The organism is Streptomyces sp. JLSY215, from assembly GCF_059682825.1.
In genome coordinates this window covers 7,097,640-7,111,980 of the sequence record NZ_CM185022.1, presented here as the reverse complement: position 1 = coordinate 7,111,980, position 14,341 = coordinate 7,097,640, and the positions used below count along the sequence as shown (strand labels likewise).

Annotated in this window: 12 protein-coding genes and 1 pseudogene; 6 read left to right on the top strand and 7 right to left on the bottom strand. The window is 73.8% G+C overall.

Features of this window, described 5'->3' with window-relative positions; translation table 11 throughout:
• Positions 1–31: 31 nt before the first annotated feature.
• The 7 genes from AC5677_RS31560 to AC5677_RS31530 all read right to left on the bottom strand — a co-directional run bounded on the left by AC5677_RS31560 (position 32) and on the right by AC5677_RS31530 (position 5,837).
• Positions 32–940 (bottom strand): helix-turn-helix transcriptional regulator, encoded by a 909-nt coding sequence (locus tag AC5677_RS31560; protein WP_497191278.1) that lies wholly within the window; start codon positions 938–940, stop codon positions 32–34.
• Between the two features lie 68 nt (positions 941–1,008).
• Positions 1,009–1,455, bottom strand: a complete 447-nt coding sequence (locus AC5677_RS31555) for a DUF2511 domain-containing protein (protein ID WP_497191277.1) — start codon at positions 1,453–1,455, stop codon at positions 1,009–1,011.
• 42 nt (positions 1,456–1,497) lie between these two features.
• On the bottom strand, positions 1,498–2,457 hold the full coding sequence (locus AC5677_RS31550; RefSeq protein ID WP_497191276.1) for an ABC transporter ATP-binding protein: 960 nt from the start codon (positions 2,455–2,457) through the stop codon (positions 1,498–1,500).
• A complete protein-coding gene (locus AC5677_RS31545; RefSeq protein WP_497191275.1) occupies positions 2,454–3,248 on the bottom strand; it encodes a hypothetical protein in 795 nt (264 codons plus the stop codon). Before AC5677_RS31545 ends, AC5677_RS31550 begins: the two co-directional genes overlap by 4 nt.
• The gene (locus AC5677_RS31540) at positions 3,248–3,889 is read right to left on the bottom strand and encodes a hypothetical protein (protein WP_497191274.1); all 642 of its coding nucleotides are present in this window, start codon (positions 3,887–3,889) and stop codon (positions 3,248–3,250) included. Before AC5677_RS31540 ends, AC5677_RS31545 begins: the two co-directional genes overlap by 1 nt.
• Before the next feature lie 476 nt (positions 3,890–4,365).
• Positions 4,366–5,283, bottom strand: coding sequence for a hypothetical protein (locus tag AC5677_RS31535; protein ID WP_497191273.1), 918 nt, complete (start codon positions 5,281–5,283; stop codon positions 4,366–4,368).
• Entirely contained in the window at positions 5,280–5,837 is a 558-nt protein-coding gene (locus AC5677_RS31530) for an RNA polymerase sigma factor (protein WP_497191272.1), read from the bottom strand. Before AC5677_RS31530 ends, AC5677_RS31535 begins: the two co-directional genes overlap by 4 nt.
• Positions 5,838–6,172: 335 nt before the next feature.
• On the opposite strand from AC5677_RS31530, the gene AC5677_RS31525 reads away from it, so the two are divergent.
• The 6 genes and pseudogenes from AC5677_RS31525 to AC5677_RS31500 all read left to right on the top strand — a co-directional run bounded on the left by AC5677_RS31525 (position 6,173) and on the right by AC5677_RS31500 (position 14,258).
• Positions 6,173–6,340 (top strand): gallidermin family lantibiotic, encoded by a 168-nt coding sequence (locus tag AC5677_RS31525; protein ID WP_497191271.1) that lies wholly within the window; start codon positions 6,173–6,175, stop codon positions 6,338–6,340.
• A 158-nt stretch (positions 6,341–6,498) separates the two neighbouring features.
• On the top strand, positions 6,499–9,708 hold the full coding sequence (locus AC5677_RS31520; protein ID WP_497191270.1) for a lantibiotic dehydratase: 3,210 nt from the start codon (positions 6,499–6,501) through the stop codon (positions 9,706–9,708).
• The gene (locus tag AC5677_RS31515; RefSeq protein ID WP_497191269.1) at positions 9,705–11,060 is read left to right on the top strand and encodes a lanthionine synthetase C family protein; all 1,356 of its coding nucleotides are present in this window, start codon (positions 9,705–9,707) and stop codon (positions 11,058–11,060) included. Before AC5677_RS31520 ends, AC5677_RS31515 begins: the two co-directional genes overlap by 4 nt.
• A 137-nt stretch (positions 11,061–11,197) precedes the next feature.
• Positions 11,198–12,187, top strand: a pseudogene (locus AC5677_RS31510) (ABC transporter ATP-binding protein); the annotation flags it as partial.
• Positions 12,184–12,996, top strand: coding sequence for an ABC transporter permease (locus AC5677_RS31505; protein ID WP_497191268.1), 813 nt, complete (start codon positions 12,184–12,186; stop codon positions 12,994–12,996). The pseudogene AC5677_RS31510 and the gene AC5677_RS31505, both read left to right, overlap by 4 nt.
• Complete coding sequence (locus AC5677_RS31500; RefSeq protein WP_497191267.1) at positions 12,993–14,258, top strand: DUF6895 family protein; 1,266 nt, start codon at positions 12,993–12,995, stop codon at positions 14,256–14,258. Before AC5677_RS31505 ends, AC5677_RS31500 begins: the two co-directional genes overlap by 4 nt.
• Positions 14,259–14,341 lie beyond the last annotated feature (83 nt).

Below are 14,341 nucleotides of genomic sequence, written 5' to 3'. Positions count from 1 at the left end.
CCGCCCTCCCGCAGCACCGTCGAACGGCGCTTCAGCTGGCACGGGCGGGCACCGGATGCACCAGGCCCCACCCGGCGGCCAGCGAGAGCAGCTCGGACCGGCCGCCGACGCCGAGGTCGTCATAGAGACGGCGGATGCGGCGGTACATGGACCGCTCGGAACAGTAATGGCGCCGTGCGATTTCCGACACGGTCGCCGAGGTGCAGAGCGAATGCAGGAGTTCGCGGTCGCAGTCCGGCACCGCGGATCCCGGTACGAGCGGTGCCGGTGGGTCGGGCGGCGGCTGGGGTGCCCGGCGCCGTTCCGGGACGGAAGCCGCATCGGGGATGGCGCCCCGAGCCGGCTCGCGGGGTGGGTCGAGCGCCGACCGGGGCCTGATCACCGCCCCGGCCGAGGCGGGGTCCGGAAGCCCTAAGGCGTGCGCCTCCCGGCGCGGCGCGAGCGGGGGTTCCCAGCCGGGGTGGCCACTGTCCTCCGCACAACGATGGCCGCCATGGTCGCCGGGCACGGAACGGAGCCAGGCGGCGGAGCCGTCGACGGAGCTTGCCACGCGGTGCGCCCGGCACTGCGCGTACAGCATGTCCATCTGGCGTTCCCCGGGGATGGCGAGGTTGAGCACAAAGTTCGCCCCGGAGCGGATGGCGTAGTACGTCTGATGGCCCGAGACATCGTTGGTGACGGCGACGAGCAGCGCGAGGGGATGCCGGACCCGTACGACGCGCAGCCCCTCGGCCTGGAATTCGCTGGTGACGGGCATCAGGAGCGGCAGATCGAGGGCGGTGCCGGGGGCGGTCAGATCCGCGTCCTCGACGAAATCGACGCGGTCCAGGCCGGGGCGGAGACCGCTGAGCGGGGAGTGTGGCGACTCGAATTGGGCTCGGAGGCCGGACTGGGCCAGGAGATGCAGCCCGGTGGCGGACGAGGCGTGCTGATGCTGCATGGTGGTGCCCCCCGTTTGGTGCGTTCGTGCGGTGTTCCTTTGGTGGTGCGCGGGCCGGCCGGCTCGGGTCAGTGAGCGACGCGGCAGAGCTTGAGGGTCTTGCTGAGCAGGGAGCCGAGGCTCACCTTGTCGCCGTTGTCACCGGAGGCGCGCAGCGGGTCGATGTCACGGTATCCGGCATTACGGGCACGGTCGTTGAGAGCGTAGGTGGTGCCGTCGGGGGCGGTGAAGACCGCCTGATTGTCTTTACGGCATTCGGCAGTTCCGTGGTTGACCTTGAGCGGCCAGGTGTAGCCGAGGTTCTTATCGCTCATCTTCTGCCTGGCGGCGGTCGGGCTGGGCAGCGGTACGGGGTCCGTGGTGTGCGGTGCGCTGCGGCCGCCGCCCCCGCAGGCCGTAAGGCCCAGGAGAGCCAGTCCGGCCAGGGCGGATACGACGACGGATCGGGTCTGCCGGGCGGGTCGGCCCGGCCGGACGGGACGGGTCTGCCGGGCGGGACGGGTGTCTGCGCTCATGTGATGGCCACCTCACTGTCGGAACTGCGGGAACTGCGGGAATTACTGGGGACCGCTGGAATTACCGGCGCCGCCGGAAGCACCGGAACGCTCTGGCTCGCTGTCGGAATGTGAAGAATTGGAGAGTTCTGGTGTGCGCGGCTTTCCCTCGGCGCACAGGAGCGCGGCGTAGCCGTCCTCGAGCGACGGCTCGACCGGGCGCGCCCCCTCGGGCGGATGGGTGGTGACGATGCGGTACTCGGGCCCCTCGGCGGTGGTCACCGCGCTCACCACCTCCGCGCCAGGCGGCGGTCCGGCCGCCTTGAGGGCGTAGGTGCATCCCGCGGCCTGGCTGACCAGCGCGGCGGTGGTGTCATGGAAGACCAGCCGGCCGGCGGTGAGGACCGCCACCTCGGGGCAGGTCTGGGCGACGTCGTCGAGGATGTGCGTGGACAGCAGGACGGTACGGCCACCGCCGAGACCGGCCAGCAGGGCGCGGAAGCGCATCCGTTCGTGGGGGTCGAGTCCGGTGGTCGGCTCGTCGACGATCAGTACGGAAGGGTCGCCCATCAGTGCCTGGGCGATGCCGACCCGGCGCTTCATCCCGCCGGAGAAGCCGGCCAGCCGCTCGTCGGCGCGGTCCTCCAGGCCGACCTCGGCAATCTTGGCTTCGACCTGGGCGCGGCGGGTGCGCTTGTCGCGGATGCCCTTGAGGACGCCGATGTAGTCGAGGAACTCGCGGGTCGTCAGGTCGGGGTAGAGGGAGAGCTCCTGCGGGAGGTAGCCGAGGGTGCGTTTGACGGCGGTGAGGCCATGGCTGGTGGACAGGTCGTGGCCCGCCACGGTCACCCGCCCGGAGGTGGGCCGCAGTACGCCGGTGAGGATGCGCAGCAGCGTGGTCTTGCCCGCGCCGTTGGCGCCCAACAGTCCTACGGTGCCACGGTCGATGTGCAGATCGACGGCGTCCAGCGCGCGGCGGCCGCCGGGGTGGACCTTCGTCAGTCGCTCAGTGGTGATGTTCATGATGCTCCGTGTCGGCGTAGTCGGGCGACGAGATGGCCGAGGGCGTAGCAGGCCACGGCCATGGCCAGGACGAGGACGAGGTTCAGCAGCGCGGTGGCGTCGGTGACTTCGGGGCGCAGCGGACCGGAGCCCTGCCGGTTGGCCCAGACCTCAGGGGCGTGCGCCCAGGCGGCCAGCGGATAGCCGCCGAGCGGGGAGAGAACCGTGCCGGTGGCGGTGGGCAGCGGGGAGAACCTCGGCGGGAAGTGCAGGGCCCACAGCCACACGACGACCGTGACGGCGCGCGCGGCGGCGACCGGCATCAGCACGCCGAGCAGCCCGGCGAGCGCGGTCACGAGGAGCGCGGCGGGCAGTACGGCCACCACCAGGGCGACGACCGTCGAGGCCAACGGGGCGGCGGAGCCGGCGGTCACCGAGATCACCGCTCCGTAGAGGAGGAAGAGGACGACGACCGGCGCCAGCGCGGTCAGCAGCGGCCCGATCAGGGTCCCGGTCGTGCGTGCCAGCAGTCCGGCGGGGGTGGCGGTCAGCAGCTCGGGCATACCGCGCGCCTCGAGGGAGCGGCGCAGCCGGTCGGTGAGCGCGAGGCCCACGCCCAGGGTGCACAGGGTGTTGACCAGCACCGCGGCCGCGCCGCATCTGGCCGCCGGGTCGCTGTGTTCGGTGACGACGGGTGAGGTGGCGGCGAGGAGCAGGCTCAGCAGCGCCAGCGGGAGGACGGCGGCCCAGACGGCCTTGCGGCGGGCGGCCATCAGCGCTTCGTAGCGCAGGGTCACGAGCAGGGCGGTCATCAGGCCTCCCCGGGGCCGAGGCCGGGCCCGGAGGCGCGGCCGAGCCGGGCTCCCTGGTGTCCGCCGGGCCGGAGGGCGCGCAGCGCCAGCAAGGTCAGCCAGCCGCCGGCCAGCAGCGCGGGCACCGCCTGCGCCGCGCCCTCCGGCACCACCCGGTCGATCAGCAGGAGTTTGGCCAGGACCACGGCGACGACCAGCCCGGTGGCGGGCGCGGCCGAGCCGGACCGTACGGTCGCCCAGACCGCGCAGCCGCCGAGCAGGACGGTCAGCCCGGCCAGCTCGACGAGGGTGACGGCGAGGTCGAGGTGATAGCCGGTGGCCGTCAGCGCCCCGGTCATGACGAGGCTCGCCGCGGCCGTGACGGCGGCGGGCCAGGTCAGACGGCGGGCGACGGTGCGGGAGTAGGCGGTGGGCAGCGACAGATGGAGCTCGGTCATCGGCTCCCGGGCGACCACGGCCGCGCAGGCCAGGGCCGCGGCGGTGGGTGGTGCGCAGGTCACCAGCGCGCGGCCGAGCAGCATGCCCTCGCCGGTGCGCGCGGCCATCGCCCCGTATGCCAGGAGGGCCGCCAGCAGCGGCAGGGCATAGGCCTGCCGTCCGCAGCGGCGGACCTCGTGGGGCCACCAAGTCGCAGCAGTCATTGCGCCATTCCTCCCATGTGATCCCGCGGAAAGCAGGCGGTACGGACAGTACGTAGCGTCCCGGCTCTCTGCGGTTCACACGTGCCCGGGGCGGCGGTTCGCGTGCGTTCGGAGCGACGGTGGCAGGGGTGGGGTGGCGGTATGCGGTAGCAGGGATGGCGGCTCACGTACGTCCGGGGTGGCGGTGCGGCTGGGTCCGCGGTTCACGTACGTCCGGGCGGCTGTACGCCTGCCTCCGCGATTCACGTACGCCCGGGCGGCTGTACGCCAACGTCGGCGGTCCACGTACAGCCCGGAGCCGCGGCACGCCTGCGCACCGAGCGATGGCCTGCCTGCGCCCGCATTCGGCCGCTTTGCGCCCCCCACCCCACCCACACACCCTCCCCCGCCCCCACCCTGCCCTCCCCCCGAAGGGGGGAGGGCAGGGTGACGGGGGGGGGTGGGGGCGGGGGCGAGCGAGCAGCGCGCGGGCGCGGCTAGTCCGAGGGCTCCGGCCCCCCGGCCGCCCGCATCGCCGTGGCGGCCCAAGCCAGGAGTGCGAGGGCCAGGAGCAGCGTCCAGGGGGTGGTCGACAGCAGGTTGCCCGTCAGGTTCTGGAGCGGTGTGGTGAACATGCCCTGGGGGCCGCTGAGCAGGCCGAGGAGCCAGAGTGTGCCGCCGGCGGCCGCGCCCACGGCGGGGGCGAACCGTACGGACAGGGCCAGTGCCAGGGACGCGGCCAGCAACGATTCCCCGAGCCAGCTCGCGACCACCGTCCGCCAGGCGGGGCCGTCCAGCAGCGCCGAACACGCCAGGGCCAGCGCCACATCGACGCAGAGCACCACCACCAGCCGGGCCAGGAACACGGCCGCGGGCGGCACCGGCAGGGTGAACAGCAGCTCGCGCCGGGGATCCCGGCGGGGCGAGGCCACCAGGAGTGCGCCGAACAGCATCAGCAGGACCACGACGCCGCCGAACACCCGCAGGGCGAGACGTTCCTGGGTGAGGGTCGAGGCCACCAGTGCGGCGCCGACGATGCCGAGGGCGCTCAGCGGCGCCCAGATACGTGGCAGCAGCGCGGCCTGCCGCAGCGCGAGCAGTCCGGCCAGCCGCCAGGGCTGGGCAAGGCCGAGGGGCGCGAAGCGGCGGGGCCGCGCCGCCGGCACGGTTTCCGTGGCGGGCTCCGCCTGATGCCGGCCGGCGTCGGCCAGCGCGGGCCCCATGAGTGCGTCGAACGACGGGACCGCAACGGTGTGTTCCACCGCATCCGCCCGCGCCGCCTCACCGATGTCCTGCCACACTGCCATCCGCGTACGGCAGTCGAGGCAGTCGTCGAGATGTTGCTGGTGCTGCGCGGGGACCGCGCCGGGCCGGGAGAGACGCGCCAGGGCGTCGTCCGCGAGGTGAGGTGTCATCGTCGTCCCGTTCCTTCCAGCCGCGTGGCGGCGAGCATCTTGCCCAGTCGCCGTCGCGCATGGGACATCCGGCTCTTGACAGTGCCCACCGGGATGGCGAGCACGGTGGCCACTTCCGGGTAGGCCAGGTCCTCGACCAGCACCAGCGCGAGGACTTCGCGCAGATGTTCAGGAAGCGCCCGCACGGCTGTCAACAGCGCCGTGCGGTCGGCATCCTGCACAATCTGGTCCTCGACGCTCGGCGCGGGGTCCGGCACCTCGTGAGCCTCGGCGAGATCGGTCAGCTGCGGCCGCGATTTCCGGAGCTGGTTGTGGGCCTGCCGTCGTGCCACACCCAGCAGCCAGCCCCGTACCGAGGACTCACCACGGAAACCACCCGCCGAGCGCCACACGGCCAGCCAGGACTCCTGAAGGAGCTCTTCCGCGACCCCCTGATCCGAGGTGAGTCTGCGGATGAGGCGGAGCATGGTGGCCGCGTGCCTGTCGTAAAGGGACCGCAGGGCGGCCTGATCGCCGCGGGCGACCGCGGTCAGCAGAACTTCGTCCGAACACACACCGTGTACGTATCCAAGAATCCGGGATCGGTTCACGGATTCACCGGATTGATCTGATGTCCGAAGCGGGGCTCGGGCATACGGCCGGGATCCCGCACGGCGACGGGTCCCACCCCTCCGGCGGCCGGGCCGGATGCGACTGCCGTCCCGGATCCTCCTGCCTGGCCGACCGGATCTTCCCGCGACTGCCGCGCTCCCGCCCACTGCCGCGCAACTGCCAAGACTGCCAAGACCGCTCAGAACGGTTGAAGAGCCTCGAATGACCGTGGTTGCGTGAAGCCCGGATCGCGATCCATGCACATCCACCCGTCCATGTGATTTCAACGGAGGACACCATGGGAATCAACGGACCCGCCCAGACGCAGGACGACGGCCTGTTCGACCTCGACCTGGAGATCGGCGTGGAGAAGTCCATCGCCGGCCCGGCCGTCACGAGCATCTCTTACTGCACCCCCGGGTGCACCAGCGACGGCGGCGGCTCCGGCTGCAGCCACTGCTGCTGACATCACCGGCCGGTGGGACCGGGCGGGCGCTCGCCCGGCCCCACCGGCCGTTCCCGCCGCCTCAGACGCCTCCTACGAAGAGCTGCGCGGGGCAAGCGCCGCAGCAAAGGGCGGGGCGGCGAGAGTAAGGGGGAGCCGTGGGAGAAGCAGGGGGAGCCATGGGGGAAACACAGACATCGCACGCGCCGTTCGCCGCTCGGAAACTCTTCCTGCTGCGTGCGCCGTTGGCGCCGGACGCACCGGGCCTCCCCCTCCCCGATACGGGCGGCCCCCAGGACGTCGACGCCTGCGTCGCGCTCCTCTCCTCGGTCGACGACGACCCCGCGCTGAGCGAGGCGCTCGACCTCGCCTCCCCCAGTCTCAGCGCCCTGGTCCGCCGGGTCAGCGAGCGCGGCGGCGCCGGCATCAAGGCCGGTCAGCTGCGCCGGGCCGCCCTCGCCGCGCTCCGTTACGACATCCGGATGCGGACCCGGCCCACGCCGTTCGGCCTGTTCGCGGGGGTGGCGACGGGCGTCTTCGACGCCACGGCCAAGGTGGCGCGGGGCCACGCGCACCGCACCCGTACCCATGCCGATATGCAGTGGCTGACCAGGATCGGCCACCGCCTCGAGCGCGATCCGGCCGTGCTCGGCACGCTCACCGTCCAGGCCCACCAGGTTTTGGTGACCGCCGGGGACCGGCTGGTGCTCGTCTCGCCCTCCACCCAGGGCGTCGCCCCCTCCGAGAGCGGCGAGGGGCGGTCCTCGGTGTCCGTACGCAGGACGCCGGTTGTGGCGTGGGCGGTGGCCGAGGCGGCCGGACCGCTGCCGTACGAGGAGCTGGTCCGCCGGACCGCCGCGGCCTTCCCCACGGCTCCGGTGGGCCGGATCCGGGCCCTGCTGGCGGAGCTGGTGCGCCAGGAGATTCTGATCACCGGCCTGCGCCCGCCGCTGGACGGCGGCGACCCGCTGCGGCACCTCCTCGGGCTGCTCTCCCGGGTCACCGGGCCCGGCGCGGAGACCCGCCGGATCCACGCCGGGCTGCTGGCCTTCGACCGCGAGCGGCGGGCCTACGACGCGCGGCCCGTCGGCGACGGCCAGGCGTCGCTGCGCCGCCTCCTGGCGACCGCCCGGTCCGTCGAGCCGGACGACACTCCCCTGCACATCGACACCCGCCTGGATGCCGAGCTGCATCTGCCGTACGCGGTACGCGAGGCGATCGAGGCGGCCGCCGGCGTGATGTGGCGGCTCTCCCGTCCCAAGCTCGGACTGTTCGCGCTGCGGGACTACCACCGCCGTTTCCTCGATGCCTATGGGGCCGACCGCCTGGTCCCGGTCCTTCAACTCCTCGACGAATCAACGGGTTTGGGCGCTCCGGCGGGTTACGGCTGGCCCAACGGCGAGGCCGCTCCGGCGCCGCCCGACGATCCGCGTACCGCCCGCCGCGACCGCGCGATGGCCCGGCTGGTGGCCGCCGCTCAGCGTTCTGGGCGGCGCGAGGTGGTCCTCCAGGACGCCGACCTGCCCGAGCTGTGCCATGACATCGCCGACCCCGCGGACCTGCCCGGCTGCTGTGAGGTGACGGTGCAGGTCGTCGCCCCCTCGACGGACGCGCTGTCCAACGGGGACTTCCGGGTCTTCCTCTCGCCGTCGCCCGGCTCGCACCGGGCGGGGGCCACCTTCGCCCGGTTCGCCGATCAATGCCCCGGCTGGCGGGAGGCGTTCGCCGCGCTGCACCGCGACAATCCGGTGCACATCGAGGGCGCCGTCCCGGTCGATCTCGCGTTCCGGCCCCGTTCCGGACGGGCCGCCAACCTCGCCCACACCACGCCCGCGACCGGCCGCCGGATCGCCGTCGGCGTGCCCGACGCGGCCGGCGTCGAGGAGCTGCGGCTGTCCGACATCGGCATCGGCGCCACCCTGGAGCGCCTGACGGCCGTCCATCTCCCCACCGGCCGTGAGCTCGCCCCCGTCCTCGGCAACATGGTCAGCGCCCCCGCCCAGGCCCCCAACGCCATCCGCCTGTTGTGGGAGATCGGACTGGAGGGCCAGCGGCTGTGGGAGCCGTGGAACTGGGGGCCGCTCGCGGATGCGCCGTTCGTTCCGCGGGTGCGCCATGGCCGGTTCGTGCTGGCCCCCGCCATCTGGCGGCCGGACGAGATCCGTACGGCCGCCGAGCGGCTCCGTGGGGCGGGCGGTGCGCGCGAGGCCGACTGGGCGCGGGCGGTCGGGGACTGGCGGGCCGCCTGGGACGTACCGCGCCGGGTCCTCGCCGTCACCGCCGACCAGCGTCTGCTGCTCGACCTGGAGAACGTCTGGCATCGCGAGCTGCTTCTCGACCAGGTGCTGCGCCATCCCGATCTGATCGCCCAGGAGGTGCCGGGCGAGCAGGAGGGCCGGTTGGGGGGCCCGCTCGCCGGGCATGTCTCGGAGCTGGTCGTGCCGCTGGTCCGCCGGGAAACGGGCCTCCCGCGCCGCCGCCCGTACGCCGGCCACCTCCAGCCGGAGCGCACGGTTCACGGCCTCGGCGGCAATTGGCTCTACCTCAAACTGCACGGCGCCGCCCGCGCCCAGGACGCCCTCCTGCGTGACCGCCTTCCCGAACTCCTGGTGCAGGCAGCTGAGTTGGGCTGCGACGACTGGTTCTTCCTCCGCTACACGGACGACGCCGGACATCATCTGCGGCTGCGGCTGCACGGCCCGGACCCGCGCGCGCTGTGGGGTGCGGTGGCCCCCGAGACCGGCGCGCTGCTGACGAGCTGGCAGCGCGCGGGACTGCTGCGCGGCCACAGCCTCGCGCAGTACGACCCGGAGACCGAGCGCTACGGCGGCCCGGCCGCGCAGCGCCTGGCCGAGCGGGCCTTCCGGTACGACAGCGAGGCCGCCCTCGCCCTGCTGCGGCTGGCCAAGGACCCCGGCAACGATCACAGCGTCGACGATCTGGCCGTCATCTCCTGCGCCGCCCTGGCGCACGCCTTCGGGCCGCCCGCGCCCGGCCCTGCCCCGTCCACCGGCGACTACGGGCGCGACGGCGCCGCGGCCTGGCTGTCGATGACCGGCTCGCGCCGCGATCTGCCCGCCGAGTTCCGCACCAAGGCCGCCCGGTGGCGCCGCCTCGTCGACCCGTACGGCGGCTGGCCCGCCCTCGCCGGGGATCCCGCGGGCGCCCGCGTCCTGGAGGCGCTGCGCCCTCGCGACGAGGCAGTCCACCGGCTCGCCGCCCGGGTGAGGGAGTCGGGCGACACCCCCGAGGGACGGGTCGTCGGCAGCCTGCTGCACATGGTCTGCAACCGCTTGTTCGGCGGGTCCAGCGCCCGTGAAATGACCGTGCTGGGCATCGCCCGCGGCGCCGTACAGGACCACCTCAACCGCCGGAGGCACCAGCCGTGACCACAGCAGCCACGCTTATGGAGGGCGCCGTCGCCCTGGTCGCCGAGCGGCTCGCCGACCCCGGGCACATCGCCGCCGTGGCCTCCCGCGACGACAACCGCGATCCCGTCTACGACGCGGTGATGTGGGGCCCGCTCACTCTCGCCAACGGGCTCCCCGGCACGGCCCTCCTCTACGGCGAGCTGGCCCGTACCGACGGCACCTGGCGGCCGGTCGCGCACCGTCATCTGGCGGCCGCCGGGCGGGCCATGGCATCGGCGCCGAGCCGTGGGCTGTTCTCGGGTCCGGCCGCGCTGCTGGCGGCCGCACAGACCTGCGCCGGACGCGAGGGGCACTACGCCTCGCTGCGGCGTGATCTGGCCACCTGGGTCGCCGAGGACCAGACGGAACGGCTGCGGGCCGTCCGCGGTCGCGCCCAGGAGGGCGGTGCCGGTGTCGACTGGGCCGCGTACGACCTGATCAACGGGCTGTCCGGGACGGCCCGCCTGCTGCTGGACTCGGCGGCCGACCCGGCGGAGCGCGGCCCCGCGGTGGAGTCGGCCCTCACCGCATCGCTCCAGCACCTCGTCGCGCTCAGCGCGCCGATCCGGGTCGACGGCCACGACGTCCCCGGTTGGTGGGTGCCCCCCGAGCTCCAGATCAGCGACCGCGACCGCGCGGACTATCCGCGCGGCGACTTCAACCTCGGGATGGCCCACGGGATCGGCGGCCCGCTGGCGGTGCTGTGTTCGGCGTACGAGGCGGGCCGCGAGGTGCCCGGGATGCGCGCGGCCATCGAGCGCATCGCCGAGTGGCTGCTGGGCTGGACGCTGCGGGACGAGGCGGGCGCCTACTGGCCCGCCCGCGTGAGCTGGGACGACGAGCGGGCGGCGCGGCGCCCGGATGCGCTGTTCACCCGCACCGCCTGGTGCTACGGGACGCCCGGTGTGGCCGCCGCCCTCCATCGCGCGGGCACGGCGCTGGGCCGGCCGCGCTGGCGCGAGGCCGCCGTCGAGGCGCTGCGGGCCGCGCTCCGCCGGGACGAGTCGCGGTGGGCGATCGAGGGGCCCACGGTCTGCCACGGATACGCGGGGCTGCTGCGCGTCCTGGCGCGGGTGGCGGCGGCTTCCGGTGACGACGTGCTCCGTGCCGGGTGCGAGCGGCTGCGCGGCAAGGTGCTGGGGTGCGCCGAGGAGGAGGCGCCCTTTGCCTTCCGTCACCTCATGCGTTTCCCGGCCGCCGCCCGCTCGCCCGTTACGCACCGGGCGGTGAATGTCGCGGGGATGCTGGAGGGCGCCGCGGGCGTCGCCCTGGCGCTGCTGCCCGTCGACGGCGCACCGCTGCCCTGGGACCGCTGTCTGGGGCTGGCATGACCGCTCACCACGCAGAGGCGAACGGCCCGGACGACGCGCTCCAGGAGAGGAATGTCCCGATGCCTTCGACGCCCCCCGCCTTCGAGGTGGCCGGTCTCGTGGTGCGCTACGGCAAGCTGACCGCCGTCCAGGACGTGTCGCTCGCCTCGGCGCCGGGCCGTATCACCGCGCTCCTCGGCCCCAACGGCGCGGGGAAGTCCAGCCTGCTCAGGGTGCTGTCGACCGCGGCGCGGCCGGACGGTGGCAGCGTACGGATCTTCGGGCACGACATCAGCGAGGCGCCGATGGCCGCCCGGCGGCGCCTGGGGCTGGTCTTCCAGGAGCGGACGCTCGACAAGGAGCTGTCCGTCGAGCGGAATCTGTGGTTCCACGCCCGGCTGTTCGGCATGAAACGCGCGGATGCCAGGGCCCGTATCGGCCTGATGCTGGATCTGTTCGGCCTCGCCGACCGTCGCCGGGACCCGGTCGAGGAGCTCTCCGGGGGGCTGTCCCGGCGGGTGGAGATCGCCCGCGCCCTCCTTCACCGCCCGGGGCTGATCATTCTGGACGAGCCGACCAACGGCCTGGACCCGACCGCGCGCAGCGCCGTTTGGGACGATCTGCTGCGGCTGCGGGCCGAGTTGGGCGTCACGGTGCTCTACTCGACGCACTACATGGACGAGGCGGAGTACGCCGACGACATCGTCATCCTGCAGAAGGGGCGCGTGGTCCGGCGGGGCAGCGCCGACCGGCTCAAGAGCGGCCTGGACTCGTCGCGGATCATGGTGTCCTGCGCGGACAATGACGCCGCCGCGCGCCAGTTGCGCGCCGCGGGCTTCGATCCGCTGCTGGGTGCCGAGGGCGTCTGCGTGCACTGCGCCGCCCCGGAGACCCGGATCGCGGAGGTGGTGCGGGCCCTGGATGTGCCGGGACTGACCGTGTCCGTACGCCATCCGTCCATGAACGACGTGTACTTGGCTGCCGCCAACGGGAGGGACGGGCCGCGCGGGAGCGCCGGGCCGCAGGGGGACGACGGGCCGCGCGGGACCGACGTGCCCACCGGGACCGACGGGCCGCGCGGGAACGAGGCGCCACAGGGGCCGCTCGGCCAACGACAGCCGGTGCCGCAGAGCGTGAGGACGCCATGACCACAGCGACCGCCCCCGTACCCACCGCCGCTCCCGCCCCGGCAGCCGCCGAAGGGCGGCTGTCCGTCGCCCTGCGCGCCATCGCCGTGATCGCCCACCGCGACCTGCTCCGCCAGGTCAAACGGCCCGGCGTGCTCTTGAGCCAGGCGGTGCAGATCGCCTTCTTCGTCCTCGTCTACGCCGTCGGCTTCGACGGCATGATCCCTTCCGTGGGGTCCGTGCCCTTCAGCGCCTATGTCTTCCCCGGCATCATCGCCATCCAGGTGGTCTCCATCGGCGTCGCCTCCGGCCAGACGTACGCCTGGGACCGGGAATACGGTGTGCTGCGCGAGCTCCTCGTCGCCCCGGTGCCACGGATCTGTCTGCCACTGGGGAAGGTCGCGGCGGGCGCCGGGATGGTGAGCGTGCAGAGCGTCGTCATGCTGGCGTTCTCGCCGCTGATGGGGGTGGATCTGACGGCGGGCCGGTTCGCGGCCGCCGCGGGCTGCTACGCGCTGGCGGCCACGGTCTTCAGCGTCATCGGCCTGTGCCTGGCCACGGTCATCACACGGGTCCAGACGCTCCAGGCGACCGTCCAGCTCGTCATGTTCCCGATGCTGTTCCTGTCCGGCTCGGTCTTCAGCGCTCGGGACGCGCCGGGCTGGCTGGCGCTGATCATGCACCTCAACCCCATGACCTATGCCGTCGATCTGGCGCGGGGGACCCTTCTGGGCGGCGGCGGGCTGCTGGTGTGGTGGGCGGATCTGGCCGCGCTGGGCGGGGTGCTGGCGGTCGCGCTGGTGCTGCTGCGGCTGCGGAGCGGACGGTGAGCGCCGCGGAGGGCCCGGAGCCGTGCTGGGCCCCGCTGCCCGCACATGCGCGGGCCGCCGGGCCGCCGCTGGACGAGGAGGAGGCGGCGGCCGGCGTACTTGCCGGGGCGCTGGCCTGGCTCGACGCCCACCTCGAATGGTTCGCCCCGCCGCGCTGGGAGCGCTTCCTGCCGCGCCGCCCCTTCCGCCCCGGTCCGCTGCTCGAACTCCTCGGTCTGGTAAGGCTGTTGGACCGCTCGGGCCGTCTCCCCAAGGACGCCCCGCTGCCCTCCCGGGCCCTCGATCTCGCCGAACGGGCCGTGGCCGAACCGGACTTCGGCCGCGGCCTGTGCCGCGCCGACGCGCTCTTCCCGTACCACCTCAACCTCATCGCCCTGCTGGAGCTCCTCGGTCGCCCGCAGCCCGCGCTACGGGCACGGTGCGAGGCCCTGCTGGCGGCGGGCGCCGGCGCCCACGCGCAGCCGTACAAGCCGGTGCTCGGCCGGATCGAGCTGCGCTATTTCCTGGACCGCGGCGGCTTCCCGGCCCCCGCCCCGCTGCCCGAGATCGGCACGCTCCTCCGCGAGAGCCTGCCCGCCCTGCGCCCCGATGTCCTGCATCTCACCGAGAGTGAGACCTACGCCCTGACCCATGCGCTTTTCTACGTCACGGACTTCGGCGGCCGTGATCTTGTCGGCGGCCCCGAGGAGGCGGCCCGGCTGCGCGAGACCGTACGGGTCCTGCTGGCCGCCCATCTCGCCCGCGGGAGCCTTGACCTGGTCGCCGAACTCCTGCTCTGCGCTGGGGCGTTGGGGGCCTCCTCGGCCCCTCTGGTGCGCGACGGCTGGAGGGCCCTGGCCCGCGCCCGGCGGCCCGACGGCGCGGTGCCCAGCCCCGTACACCGGCCCGAAGTCCTGGCCGGGCTCACCGGGGAGAAGGCCGCAGCCTATCTCTTCGGCAGCTGCTATCACACGACGCTGGCGGCGGCGCTGGCCGCGGCGGTACGGATCGAGCGGGGCGGCGGCAGCGGTGTGGGCCGCGGTCCGCAACTCCCCTGCGCGGCGCCCGAGGAGATCCTGCGCTGGGCCCGGGAGGCGGCCCGGGTCCCGCCCGCGTCGCGGGAGGCCTGGGCGGCCCACCTCGCCCCGCTGCTGGTGCTCTGCGTCCAGGCGCGCGACCTGTCCGTCCTGAGGGAGGTGCTGCGGGCCGCCGATGCCCTCGGGCAGGGGTGCGCCCCGGTGGTCCGCTCGGCAGCCGCGTATATGTCCGCGCAGACGGGCTGACCGCCGGTACGACTTTGCAGCCCCTCGGGTGACCGACACTCCGATCGCCCTCCTGCGGGACCGGTCTCCCGATATCAACGCCA

Coding starts and splice junctions, on each gene's coding strand:
- AC5677_RS31550 (WP_497191276.1), bottom strand. CDS start 2,457: ATGAACATCACCACTGAGCGACTGACGAAGGTCCACCCCGGCGGCCGC.
- AC5677_RS31525 (WP_497191271.1), top strand. CDS start 6,173: ATGGGAATCAACGGACCCGCCCAGACGCAGGACGACGGCCTGTTCGAC.
- AC5677_RS31545 (WP_497191275.1), bottom strand. CDS start 3,248: ATGACCGCCCTGCTCGTGACCCTGCGCTACGAAGCGCTGATGGCCGCC.
- AC5677_RS31560 (WP_497191278.1), bottom strand. CDS start 940: ATGCAGCATCAGCACGCCTCGTCCGCCACCGGGCTGCATCTCCTGGCC.
- AC5677_RS31520 (WP_497191270.1), top strand. CDS start 6,499: ATGGGGGAAACACAGACATCGCACGCGCCGTTCGCCGCTCGGAAACTC.
- AC5677_RS31555 (WP_497191277.1), bottom strand. CDS start 1,455: ATGAGCGCAGACACCCGTCCCGCCCGGCAGACCCGTCCCGTCCGGCCG.
- AC5677_RS31535 (WP_497191273.1), bottom strand. CDS start 5,283: ATGACACCTCACCTCGCGGACGACGCCCTGGCGCGTCTCTCCCGGCCC.
- AC5677_RS31540 (WP_497191274.1), bottom strand. CDS start 3,889: ATGACTGCTGCGACTTGGTGGCCCCACGAGGTCCGCCGCTGCGGACGG.
- AC5677_RS31505 (WP_497191268.1), top strand. CDS start 12,184: ATGACCACAGCGACCGCCCCCGTACCCACCGCCGCTCCCGCCCCGGCA.